Origin of the sequence: Escherichia sp. MOD1-EC5433 (assembly GCF_002966005.1) — a bacterium.
Classification (GTDB): domain Bacteria; phylum Pseudomonadota; class Gammaproteobacteria; order Enterobacterales; family Enterobacteriaceae; genus Escherichia; species Escherichia ruysiae.
The window spans coordinates 150,399-170,951 of the sequence record NZ_PTRL01000007.1 but is presented as its reverse complement, the minus strand read 5'-3'; the positions used below and the strand labels follow the sequence as shown (position 1 = coordinate 170,951).

Genomic DNA, 20,553 nt, shown 5'->3' with positions numbered 1-20,553 from the left:
GAACCAATCTACCTGGGGAACTCATGGCTATCAAACTCATTGCTATCGATATGGATGGCACCCTTCTGCTGCCCGATCACACCATTTCTCCCGCTGTTAAAAACGCGATTGCCGCCGCTCGCGCCCGTGGCGTGAATGTTGTGCTGACAACAGGGCGTCCTTATGCAGGCGTTCACAACTACCTGAAAGAACTGCATATGGAACAGCCGGGCGACTACTGCATTACTTACAATGGCGCGCTGGTGCAGAAGGCCGCTGATGGTAGCACCGTAGCGCAAACCGCTCTCAGCTATGACGACTACCGTTTCCTGGAAAAACTCTCTCGTGAAGTCGGTTCTCACTTCCACGCGCTGGATCGCACCACGCTGTACACCGCCAACCGCGATATCAGTTACTACACGGTGCATGAGTCGTTTGTGGCCACCATTCCGCTGGTATTCTGCGAAGCGGAGAAAATGAACCCTGATACCCAGTTCCTGAAAGTGATGATGATTGATGAACCCGCCATCCTCGACCAGGCCATCGCGCGCATTCCGCAGGAAGTAAAAGAGAAATACACCGTGCTGAAAAGTGCACCGTACTTCCTCGAAATCCTCGATAAACGCGTCAATAAAGGCACCGGCGTGAAATCGCTGGCTGATGTGTTGGGCATTAAGCCGGAAGAAATTATGGCGATTGGCGATCAGGAAAACGACATCGCGATGATTGAATATGCAGGCATCGGTGTGGCGATGGATAACGCTATTCCTTCGGTGAAAGAAGCGGCGAACTTTGTCACCAAATCCAACCTGGAAGATGGAGTGGCGTTTGCAATCGAAAAGTATGTGCTGAATTAATCAATGGGCGGGCAAACAGCATAAATGTGTTTGCCCGCAGCGATTAACAATTTCTGGTCGTGCATAAAATCAGGAACTGGAGTGGTGAAGTCACAATATCCAGCGTAATGGTGACTGGCAGCAGCACATTAGCGAGTCCGCGCGGGACGCCATTTGTTGTTTTGTACTCATAAAATCCCACCGTAAAGGGCTGATGGAAAACCATCACGTTTGAGTAATCCGCTTTTTTATTTTTCTGGTGGATAGAGCCTTTCAGGCCGTCCAGCATCCATGTACAACGCTGAGAATCACACACAAAGCCATATTGTGTCGCCAGTGCTTTATCTTCCTCGTTATCCCAGTCGTAATAGAGCGTTATTGCACCAGAAAAATTCGTATCACTGCTGCTTAAAATAAATTTCGCATTATCGGAAACGGTGATTCTTTCGCCATGAATTGCCGGATCGTTCAGCATTTTAACCACCTCACCGCCGCCGGTGGTCAACAGGTAGTCCAGCGATTCGCCAACAAAAACATAGCCTTTCGTTCCGTTACTGTCTTCAGCCAGCGATAACCCCTTAATCGTGTCTGACCGCCATTGCTGGGCATGTGGACGGCTTGCGGTATTGGAAACCAACCCCCAGGTGATACATCCGGTCAACGCAAATGCCAAAAAACACAAACCGGCAGCCTTAAAAAATCCCTTAAAATTCAAACCCATGATTAATCCTTTAAACAACAATGAAACAGCTGAAAGCATACCTTTCTTTTCACTTATTTAGGATAAAGCATCCTGCTTTCAGAATAGTGCCCGGCGCAATTCATCTGCGGAATATGCGCCACACCACTGCGCATAATCCACTTTCTTAAGGCAGGTGCAGTCAGGCATCGGCTTTTTAATATCTTGCCGTAGAGTTTTAAACGCAATTTGCGGGTGGCGCACCAGTAAGCGGCATTGAGCTTCTCTGGCTGCTTCAGCAATACCGAACGAAGAATGTCTGCGCTATCGAGCGCATAGCTAATCCCCTCCAGCGAGCTGGCGCTGATGAATCCCGCCGCTTCACCAATAAGAAAGGCGTTGTCCTTACCGCAGACAAAATCCTGCCAGCGTGAGGGAAATAACACCGTGCATTTTTCGCTTTTCACCGCTTTGCCAAACTGGAACTGAAAGGCGTTCATTTTTTCTTTCAGCGCCGCGAAACGCGCCTGACCGTCTTTCATCGGATAGGCTCCGCCAAAGATAAAATAACCGTCTTTGCTAATACTCCATGAATAACAGTCCGTTATCGCATTATCAAAGATACAGGAGTAGAACGGCACCGGATGTTTCTCTGCGAACCACTGCTGGATAGCGACATATTTACGAATCTGATGATCCGGGTAGAGATGTCGCCGCACCATCGAGTTGGCACCATCGGCACCGATCAGATAGCGGGCGGTAATATGCTGCTCCCAGCCGTCTGCGCGAAAAATGACATGCCATTTATCATCCTCACGCCAGATTTTTCGACACAGGCTGTCGTGGTAAACCTCAACGCTGGCGGGGATCAGTGACTTCATCCACAAGTCGAAAGCATGGCGATTAATATTGATATAGCTTCGCTGGTAGTTACGCGTGAGCGATGCGGCGACGTCGACGGTTTTGACGCTGAAAATCTGCGGATTGGCGATCACATCGACAGGAAGCGTCAGTCCATCGCGAATAAAAGAACGCTGTGCGTCCGGTGCCAACAGACCGCCACAAGGCTTGCTGAAACCTTCAGTACCGCACTGGTGCTTTTTATCCAGTGCGATGACCTGCATTTTGCCTGCTAACTGCCGCGCCAGCGCCGAACCTGCCGGGCCGAGGCCAATAATCGCCACGTCGAAATGTTCCATCTTTTTACTCACATTCATCACGATGGCAAAAGACTATTGTCTGAAAGTGAAGTCCTTGTGAAGTATGATGGCGGGAACCGTTTTGTATCAGGATCACGCCATGAAACAACTCACCAACGCTTCACGAAATCACTTGCTCACCAATACCAATACCTGGACACCCGACAGCCAGTGGCTGGTGTTTGATGTGCGCCCTTCTGGCGCGTCGTTTACCGGCGAGACCATTGAGCGCGTGAATATCCATACCGGCGAGGTCGAGGTTATCTACCGGGCGTCACAGGGCGCACACGTCGGCGTGGTGACCGTTCATCCGAAGTCAGAGAAATATGTCTTCATCCACGGCCCTGAAAATCCTGATGAAATATGGCATTACGATTTCCATCATCGTCGAGGTGTGATTGCTGAAGGCGGCAAAGTGAGTAATCTCGATGCAATGGATATTACCGTTCCGTACACTCCAGGGGCGCTACGCGGCGGCAGCCATGTGCATGTTTTTAGCCCGAACGGTGAAATGGTGAGTTTTACTTATAACGACCATGTAATGCATGAACTTGATTCGGCGCTGGATTTGCGAAACGTCGGGGTGGCGTCACCGTTTGGCCCGGTCAACGTACAAAAGCAGCATCCGCGTGAATACAGCGGTAGCCACTGGTGCGTGCTGGTGAGTAAAACTACGCCCACGCCGCAGCCTGGCAGTGATGAAATCAATCGCGCTTATGAAGAAGGATGGGTAGGAAACCACGCACTGGCGTTTATTGGCGACACGCTTTCGCAAAAGGGCGAGAAAGTGCCGGAGCTGTTTATTGTTGAGCTGCCGCAAGATGAAACAGGCTGGAAAGCAACAAGTGATGCGCCGTTAAGCGGAACAGAAACAACCCTGCCTGCGCCACCGCGCGGCGTCGTGCAGCGACGTTTAACCTTTACACACCATCGGACTTATCCGGGGTTAGTCAACATCCCGCGCCACTGGGTACGCTGTAACCCGCAGGGGACGCAAATCGCGTTTTTAATGCGTGATGATAACGGCATTGTGCAACTGTGGCTTATCTCGCCAAAGGGCGGTGAGCCGCGCCAGTTAACTCATAACAAAACGGATATTCAGTCTGCATTTAACTGGCATCCGTCAGGAGAATGGTTGGGCTTTGTGCTGGATAATCGGATTGCTTGTGCCCATGCTCAAAGTGGCGAGGTTGAGTATTTAACTGATAATCACGCCAACCCACCTTCGGCAGACGCCGTGGTCTTCTCGCCGGACGGTAAATGGCTGGCGTGGATGGAAGCAGGTCAGCTGTGGATCACCGAAACGGGTCGCTAGTCAGTTCGCTGGCATTCTGGCTGGTGGAATGACGGCATTGATGGCTTGCGCATCGGCTTCGCTTTTTTCCACGCGCGAGCGCACCGAACTGTCTTTGCGGAACGCATCCCACGGCAGCAAAAGTGTGTCCATGACTGCGGTAAATGGCATATCGAGAATCGCCAGCGATTTGGTTCCCCAGTTTGTCGTGTCATCGCCAATCATGGTGACACTAGCGCGGGTGCCGGGATACGTTCCCTCCTTACCTCCGGTATGGGACATTACGCTGGAGCATCCTCCGAGTAATGTCATTCCGCTGCATATCATGGACGCTAACAACACATTTCTTATCATAATAAATTCATCTGTTAATCGTGGGTGTTGGCATGATGTGTTATAGCGATCCCTTGCCGAAAATAACATCATCATCATGTCGCACTGTGGCGGCTATCGCACTTTAACGTTTCGTGCTGTCCTCCAGTCTATGCAATAGACCACAAACTGCAAAAAAAAGTCCGTTGGAAAGGCTTGAAAAGTGCATATCCAGACCCATTTTTATACCGTAGCTGATGAGAACGCGCCTGATGGGTGTTCTGGCTACCCGACCTGTCCATTGTGGAAGGTCTTATATTCTCGCTGATTTCAGGAGCTATTGATTATGCGTAACTTTGATTTATCCCCGCTTTACCGTTCTGCTATTGGATTTGACCGTTTGTTTAACCACTTAGAAAACAACCAGAGCCAGAGTAATGGTGGCTACCCTCCGTATAACGTTGAACTGGTAGACGAAAACCATTACCGCATTGCTATCGCAGTCGCGGGTTTTGCTGAGAGTGAACTGGAAATTACCGCCCAGGACAATCTGCTGGTGGTGAAAGGTGCTCATGCTGACGAACAAAAAGAGCGCACCTATCTGTACCAGGGCATCGCTGAACGCAACTTTGAACGCAAATTCCAGTTAGCCGAGAACATTCATGTTCGTGGTGCTAACCTGGTAAATGGTCTGCTGTATATCGATCTCGAACGTGTGATCCCGGAAGCGAAAAAACCGCGCCGTATCGAAATCAACTAATTCCCTAAGGCCGCCAGGCGCGGCCTGACATTTCCATGCTCGCCGTCAGGGAGCATATGCGAATCTTCGGATTTGCAGGTACTTACTCGCTTCTTAGAAGGAGAAATGACTATGCGTAACTTCGATTTATCCCCACTGATGCGTCAATGGATCGGTTTTGACAAACTGGCCAACGCATTGCAAAACGCCGGTGAAAGCCAGAGCTTCCCGCCGTACAACATTGAGAAAAGCGACGATAACCACTACCGCATTACTCTGGCGTTGGCTGGTTTCCGTCAGGAAGATTTAGAGATTCAACTGGAAGGTACGCGCCTGAGCGTAAAAGGCACGCCTGAGCTGCCAAAAGAAGAGAAAAAATGGTTGCATCAAGGGCTTATGAATCAGCCATTTAGTCTGAGTTTTACGCTGGCTGAAAATATGGAAGTCTCTGGCGCAACCTTCGTTAATGGTTTGCTGCATATTGATTTAATTCGTAATGAGCCTGAACCCATCGCAGCGCAGCGTATCGCTATCAGCGAACGTCCCGCGTTAAATAGCTAATTAGCTATTCTTTTTGCCCCGCCAGTCTGGTGGGGCTTTTTTTATCTACCATCTCCAACTCTGTATTAATTTTCGCCAGGTTAAGATGTTCCGGCACTCTCTTTCCCGTGATAATGTGCGCCATAAGGCAAATCTGCTTCACCGATTCAGCCATAATCCCTGGTAATTAAAATGTTATTTCAAGAGAAATGGACGATGAGTGATATAGCATTAACAGTCAGTATTCTGGCTTTGGTGGCGGTTGTCGGTTTGTTTATCGGCAACGTCAAGTTTCGCGGCATAGGATTAGGCATTGGCGGCGTGCTGTTTGGTGGGATCATCGTCGGCCATTTCGTTTCTCAGGCTGGGATGACATTAAGTAGCGATATGCTGCATGTTATCCAGGAATTTGGCCTGATCCTGTTTGTTTATACCATCGGGATTCAGGTGGGGCCGGGCTTCTTTGCCTCATTGCGCGTCTCCGGGTTACGCCTCAACTTGTTTGCTGTTCTGATAGTCATTATCGGCGGTCTGGTTACCGCTATCCTGCATAAACTTTTCGATATTCCACTGCCTGTGGTGCTGGGGATTTTCTCTGGCGCGGTCACCAATACGCCAGCATTGGGGGCAGGTCAGCAAATCTTACGCGATCTCGGCACACCGATGGAGATGGTCGATCAGATGGGGATGAGTTACGCGATGGCGTATCCATTCGGCATTTGTGGGATTTTGTTCACCATGTGGATGCTGCGAGTTATTTTCCGCGTCAATGTTGAGACTGAGGCCCAGCAGCACGAGTCCACGCGAACCAACGGCGGTGCGCTAATCAGGACGATTAACATCCGTGTTGAGAACCCTAATTTGCATAATTTAGCCATTAAAGATGTGCCGATTCTTAATGGCGATAAAGTTATCTGCTCACGATTGAAACGAGAAGAAACCCTAAAAGTGCCTTCGCCAGAGACCGTTATTCAACTTGGCGATTTGCTGCATCTGGTGGGACAGCCTGCGGATTTGCATAATGCACAACTGGTGATTGGTCAGGAGGTGGATACTTCGCTATCAACGAAAGGCACCGATTTGTGCGTCGAACGCGTGGTGGTCACCAATGAAAATGTGCTCGGTAAACGTATTCGCGACCTGCACTTTAAAGAACGCTATGACGTTGTTATCTCGCGCCTGAACCGTGCCGGGGTTGAACTGGTCGCCAGTGGCGATATTAGCCTGCAATTTGGCGATATCCTCAACCTGGTGGGGCGGCCTTCTGCTATTGATGCCGTTGCCAATGTATTAGGTAATGCGCAGCAAAAACTGCAACAGGTTCAAATGTTACCGGTGTTTATTGGTATCGGTCTTGGCGTGTTGTTAGGCTCCATTCCCGTGTTTGTGCCTGGATTCCCGGCGGCATTGAAGCTGGGGCTGGCGGGGGGGCCGCTGATTATGGCGTTGATCCTTGGGCGTATCGGCAGTATCGGCAAGCTTTACTGGTTTATGCCACCAAGCGCCAACCTCGCGCTGCGGGAGCTGGGGATCGTACTGTTCCTCTCGGTAGTGGGTCTGAAATCCGGTGGGAATTTTGTCGATACCCTGGTCAATGGCGAGGGGCTAAGCTGGATTGGTTATGGTGCCCTGATCACCGCAATTCCGCTGATTACAGTCGGCATTCTGGCGCGGATGTTAGCCAAAATGAATTACCTGACCATGTGCGGGATGTTGGCTGGTTCTATGACCGATCCTCCGGCGCTGGCGTTTGCCAATAATCTTCATCCTACCAGCGGTGCGGCGGCACTCTCTTACGCCACGGTGTATCCGTTAGTCATGTTCCTGCGCATTATCACACCACAGTTACTTGCGGTGCTTTTCTGGAGTATCGGTTAATTCTTTTGCGGGTGGAGTTGCCGTAAACGGCACACCACCCGGCATTTCAGAACACCACCGAGCCGCTTAAACCAGTGAACCGCCGGTCAGGAAGGAAAAGATCAGGAATATCAGCAGAAGACCGCAGATGATGCCGATACCAAAAAGCAAGGTATGGAAAGCCAGCGTCCCGCCGCCAAAAACCAGAGCGCCGCGAATGCCCCAGCGATTTTCCTTACGCATACCGCCAACAAATGCGCAAAGTAGCGCGGCAATGGCCAGTGCGATGCCGCCTTGATCGAGGATTTTATCGATATCAGGCGTCTCTTTTTTCTCCACTGTCGTAATTTTTTCACCTTTTATTCCAGCGAGAAGACCTCTTTTAATTTCAGCCGTTTTGTCCGCCACGATGCTTTCAAGCGTTGGCGGCGGTGCGGAAAAAGGGCCGAAGGAAAAGTGGATAATGCCCATCATTAAAGCGATGGCACCGAACAGCATACCCAGTGAACTGATTTTATTTTGCGCTAAGATATCCATCTGACCTCCTTGTAGCGGATGGCAAAGCATATCAAGAAAACATCGACCGAAATTCCTAAAAATAGACGGATAAAACACCGCTATTGTGAAATTGCAAAGGAGCCACAATGAAAATATCCCGGCTCGGTGAAGCACCCGATTACCGCTTCTCGTTGGCTAATGAGCGTACATTTTTGGCGTGGATCCGTACTGCATTAGGGTTTCTGGCAGCAGGTGTGGGGCTGGATCAGCTTGCGCCGGATTTCGCCACGCCAGTCATTCGCGAGCTGCTGGCGTTATTGCTATGCTTATTTTCTGGCGGACTGGCAATGTATGGTTACCTGCGCTGGTTACGCAATGAAAAAGCGATGCGTCTGAAAGAAGATTTACCCTACACTAACAGCTTATTAATCATCAGCTTAATATTGATGATCGTGGCGGTGATCGTTATGGGACTGGTTTTGTATGCCGGATAGCCGCAAAGCCAGAAGGATTGCCGATCCAGGTCTTCAGCCGGAACGCACATCGCTGGCATGGTTTCGCACCATGTTGGGCTATGGCGCGTTGATGGCGCTGGCCATCAAACACAATTGGCATCAGTCAGGCATATTGTTCTGGATTTCTATTGGCATCCTCGCCTTTGTGGCACTAATCCTCTGGCGCTATACACGAAATCGTAATTTAATGGATGTGGCTAATAGCGATTTTTCCCAAATTTGCGTAATCCGTGACAAATTTATGATCTCCCTCGCGGTGTTATCTCTCGCAATACTGTTTGCTGTTACGCATATACACCAACTTATCGTATTAATTGAGAGAATCACATGACAGGAAGTCAGGTTATAAATGCTAAAGAGGACAGGCATAAACTGGTTGTAGAGTATAAAGATGCATTACAACCAGGTGATTTTTATCAGAATTTCAAACAGAGGGGCATCCGCGCCGTGCAACTCATTCCCCATATAGAATTTGATGACCGGGGCGAGCTGACGGCAGCGTCGGTGACAACCGAGTTATGGGGACAATTTTTAATCGCCCTGTTCGAGTGTTGGGTGCGGACAGATATCAGTCGTATATCAATCGAGCTTTTTGATGCCACGCTGCAAAAATGGTGCGGGAACGACAGCCAACAACCACGGCGGGGCTGTCAGGAGTGTGACTGGTATCTCCTGTGCCCTCATGCCAGGGATGGTCAGTCGGGCAAGGTACTTTGTGCTGGCTATCAGGCTTTTTATTCCCACTCCGCGCCGCACATGCGGGTAATGCGCGACTTGATAAAGCAGCATCGTTCTCCAGTGGAGTTGATGACGATGCTGTGGTGAGGTGAGTTAAACGGGCTGTCCCTGCTGCGACATCCGCGTCGCCAGCGGCAGCCAACACAGCACGATCAACAATCCCATTAAGGTCATCAATAACCCCAGGCTGCCCTGACCGGTTTGCGGCAACATCGCGGAGAGCGACGCCAGCACGCCGGAACCAATGTTTTGCAGACCACCGACCAGTGCGCCAGCCGTGCCCGCCAGGAAGGGGAAAGGCTCCATCGCGCCGCTGGTTGCCAGCGGAAATAGCATCCCGGCACCGAAAAAGAACAATGCTGCGGGAACGAGCAGCGTCCAGACATTCATCACGCCAAACCAGCTGGGGAGCCACATCATCAGTCCTGCCAGCAGGCAACAGATAACGGACTGCCACATCAACGAAGAGAACCGCTTATTTGGGCGTCCGGCAAACCATGCACCGAAAAATGCCGCCGGAATTGGCAGAATAAACAAAATACTGACCGTCATACTGCTCAGTCCTAATACTGCGCCCATCAGCACCCCAGAACAGGCTTCGAAGGCGGCAATCCCTGCCAGACCGCCAATCAGCATCAGTAAATAGCAGTTAAAACCGCCATTTCCAAAGAGCGTTTTGTAGCTGGTGAGCAGACGCGTACGCGGTGCATCGACAGGGCGCGTTTCTGGCATCCAGCGCGCCATACTGAAGGTCACACCAGCACAAAGCACCAGTAAAAACAGGTAGCAGGCTCGCCAGTTCCACATGGTATCCAGTAGGCCGCCAATTAATGGTGCGAGCAAAGGGCTGACCAGAATACCCATATTTAACATGCTATTAGCGTGGCGTAGCTGTGTCCGTTCATACAAATCACGCGGCAATGTACGCGCCATCACACCACCGACACCGGTTCCCATCCCCTGCATTGCGCTGGCAGTAATCAATACCGTCAGGCTGGAGGTGGTGACCGCAACCAGCGTCGCTAACATAAAAATGGACATTCCGACGAGGATCACCGGCCGACGACCAACCCTGTCGGAAATTGGGCCATAAAATAGTTGTGAGACACCGTAGGTCAGCAGATAAGCGCCCATTACGCTCTGCACCGCCCCTTCACGGACGTTGAGATCGCGCGCCATATCGGCAATAGCAGGAATATAAATAGTTTGCGCCATCTGACCGACGGCCACGAGTAATACCAACATCAATAATAAATTGACGTTTCTATGCCTTTTCATTATCACAGACGCTTATAAAAATATATTTAGAATAAGTTACTACGCATTCGAATAAATGCGGGAGAGAAATCTATCACATTGATAAATGTTAGCCAGATATATATGAGGAATAGTAATAAGAAAAACGGCAGAATATATAAACAAAAGCGGCAATAAATGTTGCCGGAATAGGGATAAAACCTTAACGCCACATCCGCCAGCATCGCATCCGCCACTCATTTGCAAGCAGAATATGAAAGGGGAGCGGTTTCCCGCTCCCCTTTAGTGCGGCTTGAATCTGAATTACTTAAGATATTTCAGAACAGCATCAAGCAGTTGCAGTGCTGCAACAATGAGTTTGAGGATAAGAATGGCGATATCCACCAGGCTCATACGCGTCTCCTGTGGTTCAGGAGCACTACCAGCCGACGTACCTTTCCGCTGCCTGTGGTCGGCTGTTGTGCACGCGGTATCTCAAGGAGAAACGTTGTGCTGTTGACATAACACAGTGTGCTCACGCGGGGTTAAGGCGCTGACGGCACCACCCGTTTCAGCCAGGACTTAGTGCGCCGGGTAACGATGCGGCCCCGCATAACACATTGCGTACAGTGATATTATAGAATTGCACTGTATAAATAAACAGTAATTTTTAGACAAAACGCAAACTGTGATCGATACTCAACTATGCGCTAAATAAGTCAAAATTCGTGCCGAAATTGCGCGTTCTTCATAGAATGCGTATACTTTCAGTGTTGACATAATACAGTGTGCTTTGCGGTTACCAGCTGCAAGCGGCTGACGAAACCTCGCTCCGGCGGGGTTTTTTGTTACCTGCGATTTCAGTACAAAACGTGATCAATCCCTCAATTTTCCCTTGATGAAAAATTTTCCATTGTCTCCCCTGTAAACCTGTGCTTGTATAAATATTGTTAAACACAAAACCAACAAGGTCCCCAATGACTATTTCCATGCTCAACGCAAAACTACTACCAACTGCGCCATCCGCCGCAGTGGTCGTCGTGCGTGTGGTGGTGGTCGTCGGCAATGCGCCGTAGGGACTGGAACAACACACGATTCCAAAACCCCGCCGGCGCAAACCGGGCGGGGTTTTTCGTTTAAGCACCCCCGGAAAGTCGGCTCAAAAGAAAAGGACTGGAGCATGGCAAGTTCGGGCATAACATCGACACGCAAGCGTTTTACCGGCGCAGAATTTATCGTTCATTTTCTGGAGCAGCAGGGCATTAAGATTGTGACGGGGATACCGGGCGGCTCGATTCTCCCTGTCTATGACGCCTTAAGCCAAAGCACGCAAATCCGCCATATTCTGGCTCGTCACGAACAGGGCGCGGGATTTATCGCCCAGGGGATGGCGCGTACCGACGGCAAACCAGCGGTTTGCATGGCCTGTAGTGGGCCGGGGGCGACTAACCTGGTGACCGCCATTGCCGATGCGCGGCTGGACTCCATCCCGCTGATTTGCATCACCGGTCAGGTTCCGGCCTCGATGATTGGCACCGACGCCTTCCAGGAAGTCGATACCTACGGCATCTCTATCCCCATCACCAAACATAACTATCTGGTCAGGCATATCGAAGAACTCCCGCAGGTCATGAGCGATGCCTTCCGCATTGCGCAATCAGGCCGTCCTGGCCCGGTGTGGATAGACATTCCTAAGGATGTGCAAACAGCGGTTTTTGAGATTGAAGAACAGCCGGCTATGGCAGAAAAAGCCGCCGCACCCGCCTTTAGCGAAGAGAGTATTTGTGATGCGGCAGCGATGATTAACGCTGCCAAACGTCCGATACTTTATCTGGGCGGCGGTGTGATCAACGCACCTGAGCGGGTGCGTGAACTGGCAGAGAAAGCGCAATTGCCCACCACTATGACCTTAATGGCGCTGGGCATGTTGCCAAAAGCGCATCCACTGTCGCTGGGTATGCTGGGGATGCACGGCGTGCGCAGCACCAACTATATCTTGCAGGAGGCGGATCTGCTGATTGTTCTCGGAGCACGTTTTGATGACCGGGCGATTGGCAAAACCGAGGAGTTCTGTCCGAACGCCAAAATCATCCATGTGGATATCGACCGCGCAGAGCTGGGTAAAGTGAAGCAACCGCATGTAGCGATTCAGGCGGATGTCGATGACGTGCTGGCGCAACTGATCCCGCAGGTGGAAGCCCAGCCGCGAGAAGAGTGGCATCAACTGGTGGCTGATTTACAGCGCGAATACCCGTGTCCAATTCCAAAAGCGTGCGATCCCTTAACACATTACGGCCTGATTAATGCCGTTGCCGCCTGCGTGGATGACAACGCGATTATTACCACCGATGTTGGTCAACATCAGATGTGGACGGCGCAGGCCTATCCGCTCAATCGTCCACGTCAGTGGCTGACCTCTGGCGGGCTGGGAACGATGGGCTTTGGTCTGCCTGCGGCGATTGGCGCGGCGCTGGCGAACCCTGATCGCAAAGTGTTGTGTTTTTCCGGTGACGGCAGTCTGATGATGAATATTCAGGAGATGGCCACCGCCAGCGAAAACCAGCTTGATGTCAAAATCATTCTGATGAACAACGAAGCTCTGGGGCTGGTGCATCAGCAACAAAGTCTGTTCTACAAGCAGGGTGTTTTTGCCGCTACCTATCCGGGCAAAATCAATTTTATGCAGATTGCCGCCGGATTCGGCCTCGAAACGTGTGATTTGAATAATGAAGCCGATCCGCAGGCCGCGTTGCAAGAAATTATTAATCGCCCTGGTCCGGCACTGATTCATGTACGGATTGATGCGGAAGAAAAAGTTTACCCGATGGTGCCGCCAGGTGCGGCGAATACTGAAATGGTGGGGGAATAAACCATGCAAAATACAACTCATGACAACGTGATTCTGGAACTCACCGTTCGCAACCATCCTGGTGTAATGACGCATGTTTGTGGGCTTTTTGCCCGCCGCGCCTTTAACGTTGAAGGCATTCTCTGTCTGCCTGTTCAGGACAGCGACAAAAGCCATATCTGGCTACTGGTGAATGATGATCAGCGGCTGGAGCAGATGATAAGCCAGATCGACAAACTGGAAGATGTGGTAAAAGTGCAGCGTAATCAGTCCGACCCGACCATGTTTAACAAGATTGCTGTGTTCTTTCAGTAACCGCTCAAGGCTTGAACAGCGGCGCGCTTATCGTTAAGGTAAGCGCGTTTTTTTACCCGCCAGGACAAGACCATGATAACCGTTGCCCTTATAGACGATCACCTTATCGTCCGCTCCGGCTTTGCGCAGTTGCTGGGGCTGGAACCTGATTTGCAGGTAGTTGCCGAGTTTGGTTCGGGGCGCGAGGCGCTGGCCGGGTTGCCAGGGCGCGGTGTGCAGGTGTGTATTTGCGACATCTCCATGCCGGATATTTCCGGACTGGAGTTATTAAGCCAGCTTCCAAAAGGTATGGCGACGATTATGCTCTCCGTTCATGACAGTCCGGCGCTGGTTGAACAGGCGCTCAATGCGGGCGCACGCGGCTTTCTCTCCAAACGCTGTAGCCCGGACGAACTGATCGCTGCGGTGCATACCGTTGCCACGGGCGGCTGTTATCTGACGCCAGATATCGCCATTAAACTGGCATCCGGTCGCCAGGATCCGCTGACCAAACGCGAACGTCAGGTGGCGGAAAAGCTGGCGCAAGGGATGGCGGTGAAAGAGATTGCCGCTGAACTGGGCTTGTCGCCGAAAACTGTGCACGTACATCGCGCTAATCTGATGGACAAACTGGGCGTCAGTAACGATGTTGAACTGGCTCGCCGCATGTTTGATGGCTGGTGATGAAGACATTTTTCTCCCGCTTAAATACTGTAATTTCCTGCTTTTTTATCTTCTCTGCAGCATGGTTTTGCCTGTGGAGTATTAGCCTGCATCTGGTTGAACGACCGGATCTGGCGGTATTGCTGTTTCCGTTTGGTCTGCGACTGGGGCTGATGTTGCAATGCCCGCGCGGATACTGGCCCGTGTTGCTGGGCGCGGAATGGCTGCTGATTTACTGGCTGACGCAGGCTGTCGGGTTAACGCATTTTCCGTTATTGATGATCGGTAGTTTATTGACGTTACTGCCCGTGGCGTTGATTTCCCGCTTTCGCCATCAGCGTGACTGGCGCACATTGTTGTTACAGGGGGCTGCGTTGACGGCGGCAGCGTTGTTACAGTCGCTGCCCTGGCTTTGGCACGGGTATGGTAACGAATCGTGGAACGCGCTGTTATTAACCTTAACTGGTGGCCTGACGCTGGCTCCTGTTTGCCTTGTGTTCTGGCACTACCTGGCGAATAACACCTGGCTGCCGCTGGGGCCGTCGCTGGTTTCTCAGCCGATAAACTGGCGTGGGCGGCATCTGATTTGGTACTTGCTGCTGTTTGTTATCAGCCTCTGGCTGCAACTGGGGTTGCCGAACGAACTGTCGCGTTTTACGCCATTCTGCCTGGCGCTGCCGATTATCGCTCTGGCCTGGCACTATGGTTGGCAAGGGGCGCTGATTGCGACGTTGATGAATGCCATTGCGCTGATTGCCAGCCAGACATGGCGCGATCATCCGGTAGATTTATTGCTCTCGCTTCTGGTGCAAAGTTTGACGGGGCTGTTACTTGGTGCAGGTATTCAGCGACTGCGTGAGCTTAACCAGTCGCTACAGAAGGAGCTGGCACGCAATCAGCATCTTGCCGAACGTTTGCTGGAAACCGAAGAGAGCGTGCGCCGCGATGTGGCGCGTGAACTGCACGACGATATCGGTCAGACCATCACTGCCATTCGTACTCAGGCGGGCATTGTTCAGCGGCTGGCGGCAGATAACGCCAGCGTGAAGCAGAGCGGGCAGTTAATCGAACAACTGTCGCTGGGAGTTTACGACGCGGTGCGCCGCTTGTTAGGGCGGTTACGTCCGCGCCAGTTGGATGATCTCACCCTGGAGCAGGCTATCCGTTCACTGATGCGAGAAATGGAGCTGGAAGGTCGCGGCATTGTCAGTCATCTCGAATGGCGGATAGATGAATCAGCATTAAGTGAAAACCAGCGTGTGACGCTGTTTCGAGTCTGCCAGGAAGGGCTGAACAATATTGTGAAACATGCCGATGCCAGTGCGGTCACGCTGCAAGGCTGGCAGCAGGATGAGCGATTGATGCTGGTGATTGACGACGATGGTAGCGGTTTGCCGCCAGATTCAGGTCAACACGGTTTTGGTCTCACCGGAATGCGCGAGCGCGTAACGGCGTTGGGCGGCACCTTGACCATATCTTGTCTGCACGGCACGCGCGTCAGTGTCTCTCTACCCCAACGTTATGTGTAAGGCTTGATGATGTTGCAGTTCCTGAAAGCGCCTGCCGACGCGCCGCTGATAAGCGATAAACGTGAAATTGATGCCCGCTATCGCTACTGGCGTCGGCATATTTTGCTGACAATCTGGTTGGGCTATGCGCTGTTTTATTTCACGCGTAAGAGTTTTAACGCCGCGATGCCGGAAATCCTCGCCACTGGCGTGCTAAGTCGTAGCGATATCGGCCTGTTAGCAACTCTGTTTTACATCACCTACGGCTTGTCGAAGTTTGTTTCCGGCATTGTCAGCGACCGCTCAAATGCGCGTTATTTTATGGGGATGGGGCTTATTGCGACTGGCATCATCAACATTCTGTTTGGATTTTCCACTTCGCTATGGGCGTTTGCCGTGCTCTGGGTGTTGAACGCTTTTTTCCAGGGCTGGGGTTCGCCAGTTTGTGCGCGGCTGTTAACCGCCTGGTATTCACGTACCGAGCGCGGCGGTTGGTGGGCGTTATGGAACACGGCGCACAACGTTGGCGGCGCGTTAATCCCTATTGTGATGGCGGCAGTCGCGCTGCATTACAGTTGGCGTATCGGGATGATGGTTGCCGGCTGTATGGCGATAGTTGTGGGGATTTTTCTCTGCTGGCGATTGCGCGATCGCCCGCAGGCATTAGGTTTACCGGCGGTCGGCGAATGGCGGCACGACGCGCTGGAGGTTGCCCAGCAGCAGGAAGGAGCAGGGCTGACGCGTAAAGAGATCCTCACCAAATATGTGTTGCTGAATCCGTATATCTGGTTGCTTTCGTTCTGCTACGTGCTGGTCTACGTGGTTCGCGCAGCGATCAACGACTGGGGCAACTTGTACATGTCCGAGACGCTTGGCGTCGATCTGGTCACGGCGAATACAGCAGTGACGATGTTTGAACTGGGCGGATTTATCGGTGCGCTGGTTGCCGGTTGGGGTTCGGACAAACTATTTAATGGTAATCGTGGGCCGATGAATTTGATTTTCGCCGCCGGGATTTTGCTTTCAGTCGGCTCGCTGTGGCTGATGCCTTTTGCCAGCTACGTGATGCAGGCGACTTGCTTCTTCACCATTGGTTTTTTTGTTTTTGGCCCACAGATGTTAATCGGTATGGCGGCGGCAGAGTGTTCCCACAAAGAAGCGGCAGGGGCGGCGACGGGGTTTGTCGGCTTGTTTGCTTACCTGGGGGCGTCGCTTGCTGGTTGGCCGCTGGCGAAAGTGCTCGATACCTGGCACTGGAGTGGTTTTTTTGTGGTTATCTCTATTGCCGCCGGGATTTCGGCCTTGCTATTACTGCCCTTTTTGAATGCTCAGGCACCCCGCGAAGCGTGATACATCTCACCTTTTTACCTCATATCCGGCAAAACTAAGAAATTTTCCAGGTTTTGCCTGGACACTATCTCAGGCCTGATTGGCTGCTGATTTTTACAATGCCATCATTCATTAATTCTTTCCCCAATTAATTCAAGTTGCAGGAATACATGCAGCTAAAGCACCTGCGGCTTGAAGAATGATGGGAAATCAGGAGTAACCCATGCTGGCTTTCCTCAACCAGGTTCGCAAGCCGACTCTGGATCTTCCGCTCGAAGTGCGGCGCAAAATGTGGTTCAAACCGTTCATGCAATCCTACCTGGTGGTCTTTATTGGCTACCTGACGATGTATCTGATTCGCAAGAACTTTAACATTGCGCAGAACGACATGATCTCCACTTACGGGTTGAGCATGACGCAGCTGGGGATGATTGGCCTGGGCTTCTCCATCACTTACGGCGTGGGTAAAACGCTGGTTTCCTACTATGCCGACGGCAAAAACACTAAACAGTTCCTGCCGTTCATGCTGATTCTCTCCGCCATTTGTATGCTGGGCTTCAGCGCCAGCATGGGCAGCGGCTCGGTTAGCCTGTTCCTGATGATTGCCTTCTACGCCTTAAGCGGCTTTTTCCAGAGTACCGGCGGCTCATGCAGTTACTCCACCATCACCAAATGGACGCCACGTCGTAAGCGCGGGACGTTCCTCGGTTTCTGGAACATTTCCCACAACCTCGGTGGCGCGGGCGCGGCGGGTGTGGCGCTGTTCGGTGCAAATTACCTGTTCGACGGTCATGTGATCGGCATGTTTATCTTCCCGTCGATTATCGCGCTGATTGTCGGTTTTATCGGCCTGCGTTACGGCAGTGACTCCCCTGAAGCTTATGGCCTCGGTAAAGCCGAAGAACTGTTTGGTGAAGAGATCAGCGAAGAGGACAAAGAGACTGAGTCCACGGATATGACCAAGTGGCAGATCTTTGTTGAGTATGTGCTGAAAAACAAAGTGATCTGGCTGCTGTGCTTCGCCAACATCTTCCTGTACGTGGTACGTATTGGTATCGACCAGTGGTCAACCGTGTACGCGTTCCAGGAACTGAAACTCTCTAAAGCGGTGGCGATTCAGGGCTTTACGCTGTTTGAAGCAGGCGCACTGGTCGGTACGCTGCTGTGGGGCTGGCTCTCTGACCTGGCGAACGGTCGCCGTGGCCTGGTCGCCTGCATCGCGCTGGCGCTGATTATCGCGACACTCGGTGTGTATCAGCACGCCAGCAATCAATATATCTACCTGGCTTCTCTCTTTGCATTAGGTTTCCTGGTATTTGGTCCGCAACTGTTGATTGGCGTGGCGGCTGTTGGCTTTGTACCGAAAAAAGCGATCGGCGCAGCCGACGGGATTAAAGGCACCTTCGCCTACCTGATTGGCGACAGCTTTGCCAAGCTGGGTCTGGGGATGATTGCCGATGGTACTCCGGTATTCGGCCTCACCGGCTGGGCTGGAACCTTCGCCGCGCTGGATATCGCCGCAATTGGCTGTATCTGCCTGATGGCGATAGTCGCGGTAATGGAAGAACGCAAAATCCGCCGCGAGAAAAAAATTCAGCAGTTGACAGTGGCATAAACGTAACTGGTGACTTTTGCCCGGCATGACGCCGGGCATTTTTTTATTCTGCAATTTCCAGCGTAGTGAAGGCAAACTTCTCGCCATCAAACAACCCCTGGCTGGTCAGTTTCAACGCGGGGATCACTGGCAGGGAAAGAAACGCCATCTGAATAAACGGTTCATCCGGTAACGGACCACATTCGCGGGCGGCGACTTTCAGGGCGTCAATTTGTTCCGCCAGCGACTGCGCCGTGTCGGTGCTCATCAGCCCGGCAATGGGCAACGGTAGATGGCTCTGCACCTGACCGTTACGTACCACGCACAGCCCGCCGCCATCCTGAATCACCTGATTGACCGCCAGCGCCATCTCTTCCGCACTGCGACCGATCACCACAATATTATGGCTGTCATGGCTGACCGTCGCAGCCAGCGCGCCTTCATTCAAACCAAAGCCGCCGAGCAAGCCACAGGCCGGAGCCAGCCGTTGCCCGTAACGCTCAAGCACGGCAATAAAGCACACATCATCGCGATCAAAACCGTTTTCACTGTAAACACTGGAGCGGGAGTGCGTAATCAGCTCATTATGGATAACGTCAATGATCCGATAGCGTTTTCCGGGCGTAAATTGCAGGGCAAAGTCGCTGGCGGAAACCGGCTGGCGACCAATAGTATTGCCATACGGTGGGGCGGATTGCGCCAGTCTCGCCGACTCTTGTGCTTGCAAGGTTTGCGCGTCAATCGGTTCGCCTTTCACCAGTACCTGCTGCACCGTGACCTTCCGCGCATCACTTAGCAGGACGATATCGGCCTGCTTGCCGGGCGCCAGTAAACCGAGATGATTAAGACCAAAATGGCGCGCTGTTGACCAACTGGCTACGCGATATGCCACATGCAGCGGCACATTGTGCTGTTCGATCAGGCGGCGGATTAAGGCATCGATATGCCCTTCATGGGCGATTTCCCACGGGTTACGGTCATCGGTACAGAGCATACATTGTGGGCTATTAAATTCGTTGATTAACGGAGCCAGCGCGTTGAGGTTGCGGGCAGCGGACCCTTCGCGGATCATCAACGACATGCCGAGTTGTAATTTCCGACGGCCTTCTTCCAGCAAATAGCTCTCATGGCAGTTTTCAATACCGGCGGCAATATAGGCGTTAAGTTCTTTACCGCCTAAACCGGGGCAGTGACCGTCCAGCGTCAGATGACGAAATGCGTCCAGTTTATCGAGCAGCGCATCCTGCCCGCTAATTACGCCTGGGTAGTCCATCATCTCCGCGAGGCCAGTAACCTGCGGGTGATCTCGCCAGGCGAGCATCTGTTCGAGAGTAAAACTGGCGCCGTTTACATCGCAGCCTTCCAGTGCGGGTACGCAAGAGCTGACTTGCAAATACTGATTCTGCTTTGCCTGTTCGGCGCAGCGGGCAAACCAGGCGAATCCGGCTTCGCCCATGACATTGACGATTTCATGGGGATCGCAAATAACAGTTGTCAGGCCGCGTGGCAGGGTGGCTGTTTCAAAGGTGACCGGCGTCATCATGCTGGATTCAATATGCAGGTGAGCATCAATAAATCCTGGTACTGCCGTTGCGCCGTTAGCATCAATTCGGTGTAAAGCTGGAGCGTTGACGTATTCTTCGCCAACACCGGCAATGTAACGCCCTTTAATCACAATCGGGCCGGAAATTTCTCCGCCATTGATCAGATCCAGAATAGAGACATTATCAATAATATAATCGGTAACGGTTTCGCCACGGGAAACGGCTAACAATTCCTGGTATTCGCTCCGACTAATGTAATGAAATTTATGGCTAATAGAATTATTCATGTTTTTCTCATTTTGATTTTATCAAATTGATTATTATTTATCATAAAGAAACGTCGCGAGATTA

At 51.8% G+C, this 20,553-nt stretch carries 22 protein-coding genes and 1 other annotated feature; of the genes, 15 read left to right on the top strand and 7 right to left on the bottom strand.

Going from position 1 to position 20,553, the window contains the following annotated elements:
- The first annotated feature begins 23 nt into the window (after positions 1 to 23).
- Positions 24 to 836 carry a sugar-phosphatase gene (gene yidA / locus C3D30_RS15565; RefSeq protein ID WP_000985554.1) on the top strand — a complete coding sequence of 271 codons (813 nt, stop codon included), beginning with the start codon at positions 24 to 26 and terminating at the stop codon, positions 834 to 836.
- 43 nt (positions 837 to 879) lie between these two features.
- On the opposite strand, the gene C3D30_RS15560 is transcribed toward yidA, so the two are convergent.
- Positions 880 to 1,536: a YidX family protein gene (locus C3D30_RS15560; RefSeq protein WP_105287098.1), complete on the bottom strand. Its 657-nt coding sequence runs from the start codon at positions 1,534 to 1,536 to the stop codon at positions 880 to 882.
- Between the two features lie 53 nt (positions 1,537 to 1,589).
- Positions 1,590 to 2,693 carry a colicin M resistance lipid reductase CbrA gene (gene cbrA, locus C3D30_RS15555; RefSeq protein WP_105287115.1) on the bottom strand — a complete coding sequence of 368 codons (1,104 nt, stop codon included), beginning with the start codon at positions 2,691 to 2,693 and terminating at the stop codon, positions 1,590 to 1,592.
- Positions 2,694 to 2,793: 100 nt separating this feature from the next.
- Here cbrA and C3D30_RS15550 point away from each other — a divergent pair, with 100 nt between their 5' ends.
- Positions 2,794 to 4,008, top strand: a complete 1,215-nt coding sequence (locus C3D30_RS15550) for a YidR family protein (protein WP_202861596.1) — start codon at positions 2,794 to 2,796, stop codon at positions 4,006 to 4,008.
- Here the strand turns inward: C3D30_RS15550 and C3D30_RS15545 are convergent, their stop codons facing one another.
- Entirely contained in the window at positions 4,009 to 4,341 is a 333-nt protein-coding gene (locus tag C3D30_RS15545; protein ID WP_064732606.1) for a YceK/YidQ family lipoprotein, read from the bottom strand.
- 238 nt (positions 4,342 to 4,579) lie between these two features.
- Positions 4,580 to 4,652 (top strand) — a sequence feature (ROSE (Repression Of Heat Shock gene Expression) occurs in the 5'-region of heat shock genes and acts as an RNA thermometer to modulate expression.).
- Here C3D30_RS15545 and ibpA point away from each other — a divergent pair.
- From ibpA to C3D30_RS15530, 3 genes are all read left to right on the top strand, one after another.
- Positions 4,646 to 5,059 (top strand): small heat shock chaperone IbpA, encoded by a 414-nt coding sequence (gene ibpA / locus C3D30_RS15540; protein ID WP_001243437.1) that lies wholly within the window; start codon positions 4,646 to 4,648, stop codon positions 5,057 to 5,059. (Overlaps the previous feature by 7 nt.)
- Before the next feature lie 111 nt (positions 5,060 to 5,170).
- A complete protein-coding gene (ibpB, locus tag C3D30_RS15535) occupies positions 5,171 to 5,599 on the top strand; it encodes a small heat shock chaperone IbpB (protein ID WP_089583465.1) in 429 nt (142 codons plus the stop codon).
- A 195-nt stretch (positions 5,600 to 5,794) separates the two neighbouring features.
- Positions 5,795 to 7,456, top strand: a complete 1,662-nt coding sequence (locus C3D30_RS15530; protein ID WP_105287114.1) for a putative transporter — start codon at positions 5,795 to 5,797, stop codon at positions 7,454 to 7,456.
- Between the two features lie 66 nt (positions 7,457 to 7,522).
- On the opposite strand, the gene yidI is transcribed toward C3D30_RS15530, so the two are convergent.
- Positions 7,523 to 7,972: an inner membrane protein YidI gene (gene yidI, locus C3D30_RS15525; protein ID WP_000352014.1), complete on the bottom strand. Its 450-nt coding sequence runs from the start codon at positions 7,970 to 7,972 to the stop codon at positions 7,523 to 7,525.
- 107 nt (positions 7,973 to 8,079) lie between these two features.
- On the opposite strand from yidI, the gene C3D30_RS15520 reads away from it, so the two are divergent.
- The 3 genes from C3D30_RS15520 to C3D30_RS15510 are packed head-to-tail and all read left to right on the top strand — an operon-like array spanning position 8,080 to position 9,273.
- Positions 8,080 to 8,427 carry a YidH family protein gene (locus C3D30_RS15520; RefSeq protein ID WP_000703955.1) on the top strand — a complete coding sequence of 116 codons (348 nt, stop codon included), beginning with the start codon at positions 8,080 to 8,082 and terminating at the stop codon, positions 8,425 to 8,427.
- Complete coding sequence (locus C3D30_RS15515; protein WP_001113439.1) at positions 8,417 to 8,779, top strand: DUF202 domain-containing protein; 363 nt, start codon at positions 8,417 to 8,419, stop codon at positions 8,777 to 8,779. The genes C3D30_RS15520 and C3D30_RS15515 overlap by 11 nt, the downstream gene beginning before the upstream one ends.
- Positions 8,776 to 9,273 carry a radical SAM protein gene (locus C3D30_RS15510; protein WP_105287096.1) on the top strand — a complete coding sequence of 166 codons (498 nt, stop codon included), beginning with the start codon at positions 8,776 to 8,778 and terminating at the stop codon, positions 9,271 to 9,273. Before C3D30_RS15515 ends, C3D30_RS15510 begins: the two co-directional genes overlap by 4 nt.
- Positions 9,274 to 9,279: 6 nt before the next feature.
- Here C3D30_RS15510 and emrD read toward each other — a convergent pair whose 3' ends face one another.
- Both emrD and tisB read right to left on the bottom strand, forming a co-directional pair.
- Complete coding sequence (emrD, locus tag C3D30_RS15505) at positions 9,280 to 10,464, bottom strand: multidrug efflux MFS transporter EmrD (RefSeq protein ID WP_021551668.1); 1,185 nt, start codon at positions 10,462 to 10,464, stop codon at positions 9,280 to 9,282.
- Between the two features lie 282 nt (positions 10,465 to 10,746).
- On the bottom strand, positions 10,747 to 10,836 hold the full coding sequence (tisB, locus tag C3D30_RS15495; RefSeq protein WP_000060506.1) for a type I toxin-antitoxin system toxin TisB: 90 nt from the start codon (positions 10,834 to 10,836) through the stop codon (positions 10,747 to 10,749).
- Between the two features lie 563 nt (positions 10,837 to 11,399).
- On the opposite strand from tisB, the gene ivbL reads away from it, so the two are divergent.
- The 7 genes from ivbL (at position 11,400) to uhpT (ending at position 18,679) form a co-directional block, all read left to right on the top strand.
- Positions 11,400 to 11,498 (top strand): ilvB operon leader peptide IvbL, encoded by a 99-nt coding sequence (gene ivbL, locus C3D30_RS15475; RefSeq protein ID WP_016159932.1) that lies wholly within the window; start codon positions 11,400 to 11,402, stop codon positions 11,496 to 11,498.
- A 104-nt stretch (positions 11,499 to 11,602) separates the two neighbouring features.
- Positions 11,603 to 13,291, top strand: coding sequence for an acetolactate synthase large subunit (ilvB, locus tag C3D30_RS15470; protein WP_000168415.1), 1,689 nt, complete (start codon positions 11,603 to 11,605; stop codon positions 13,289 to 13,291).
- Positions 13,292 to 13,294: 3 nt separating this feature from the next.
- A complete protein-coding gene (gene ilvN, locus C3D30_RS15465) occupies positions 13,295 to 13,585 on the top strand; it encodes an acetolactate synthase small subunit (RefSeq protein ID WP_001181709.1) in 291 nt (96 codons plus the stop codon).
- A gap of 72 nt (positions 13,586 to 13,657) precedes the next feature.
- Positions 13,658 to 14,248, top strand: a complete 591-nt coding sequence (uhpA, locus tag C3D30_RS15460) for a response regulator transcription factor UhpA (RefSeq protein ID WP_000633666.1) — start codon at positions 13,658 to 13,660, stop codon at positions 14,246 to 14,248.
- Positions 14,248 to 15,756 (top strand): signal transduction histidine-protein kinase/phosphatase UhpB, encoded by a 1,509-nt coding sequence (gene uhpB / locus C3D30_RS15455; protein WP_010350494.1) that lies wholly within the window; start codon positions 14,248 to 14,250, stop codon positions 15,754 to 15,756. The genes uhpA and uhpB overlap by 1 nt, the downstream gene beginning before the upstream one ends.
- Before the next feature lie 9 nt (positions 15,757 to 15,765).
- On the top strand, positions 15,766 to 17,085 hold the full coding sequence (gene uhpC, locus C3D30_RS15450; protein WP_010350496.1) for an MFS transporter family glucose-6-phosphate receptor UhpC: 1,320 nt from the start codon (positions 15,766 to 15,768) through the stop codon (positions 17,083 to 17,085).
- Between the two features lie 202 nt (positions 17,086 to 17,287).
- On the top strand, positions 17,288 to 18,679 hold the full coding sequence (gene uhpT, locus C3D30_RS15445; protein ID WP_000879190.1) for a hexose-6-phosphate:phosphate antiporter UhpT: 1,392 nt from the start codon (positions 17,288 to 17,290) through the stop codon (positions 18,677 to 18,679).
- Between the two features lie 43 nt (positions 18,680 to 18,722).
- Here uhpT and adeD read toward each other — a convergent pair whose 3' ends face one another.
- Positions 18,723 to 20,489, bottom strand: a complete 1,767-nt coding sequence (gene adeD, locus C3D30_RS15440) for an adenine deaminase (RefSeq protein WP_105287095.1) — start codon at positions 20,487 to 20,489, stop codon at positions 18,723 to 18,725.
- Positions 20,490 to 20,553 lie beyond the last annotated feature (64 nt).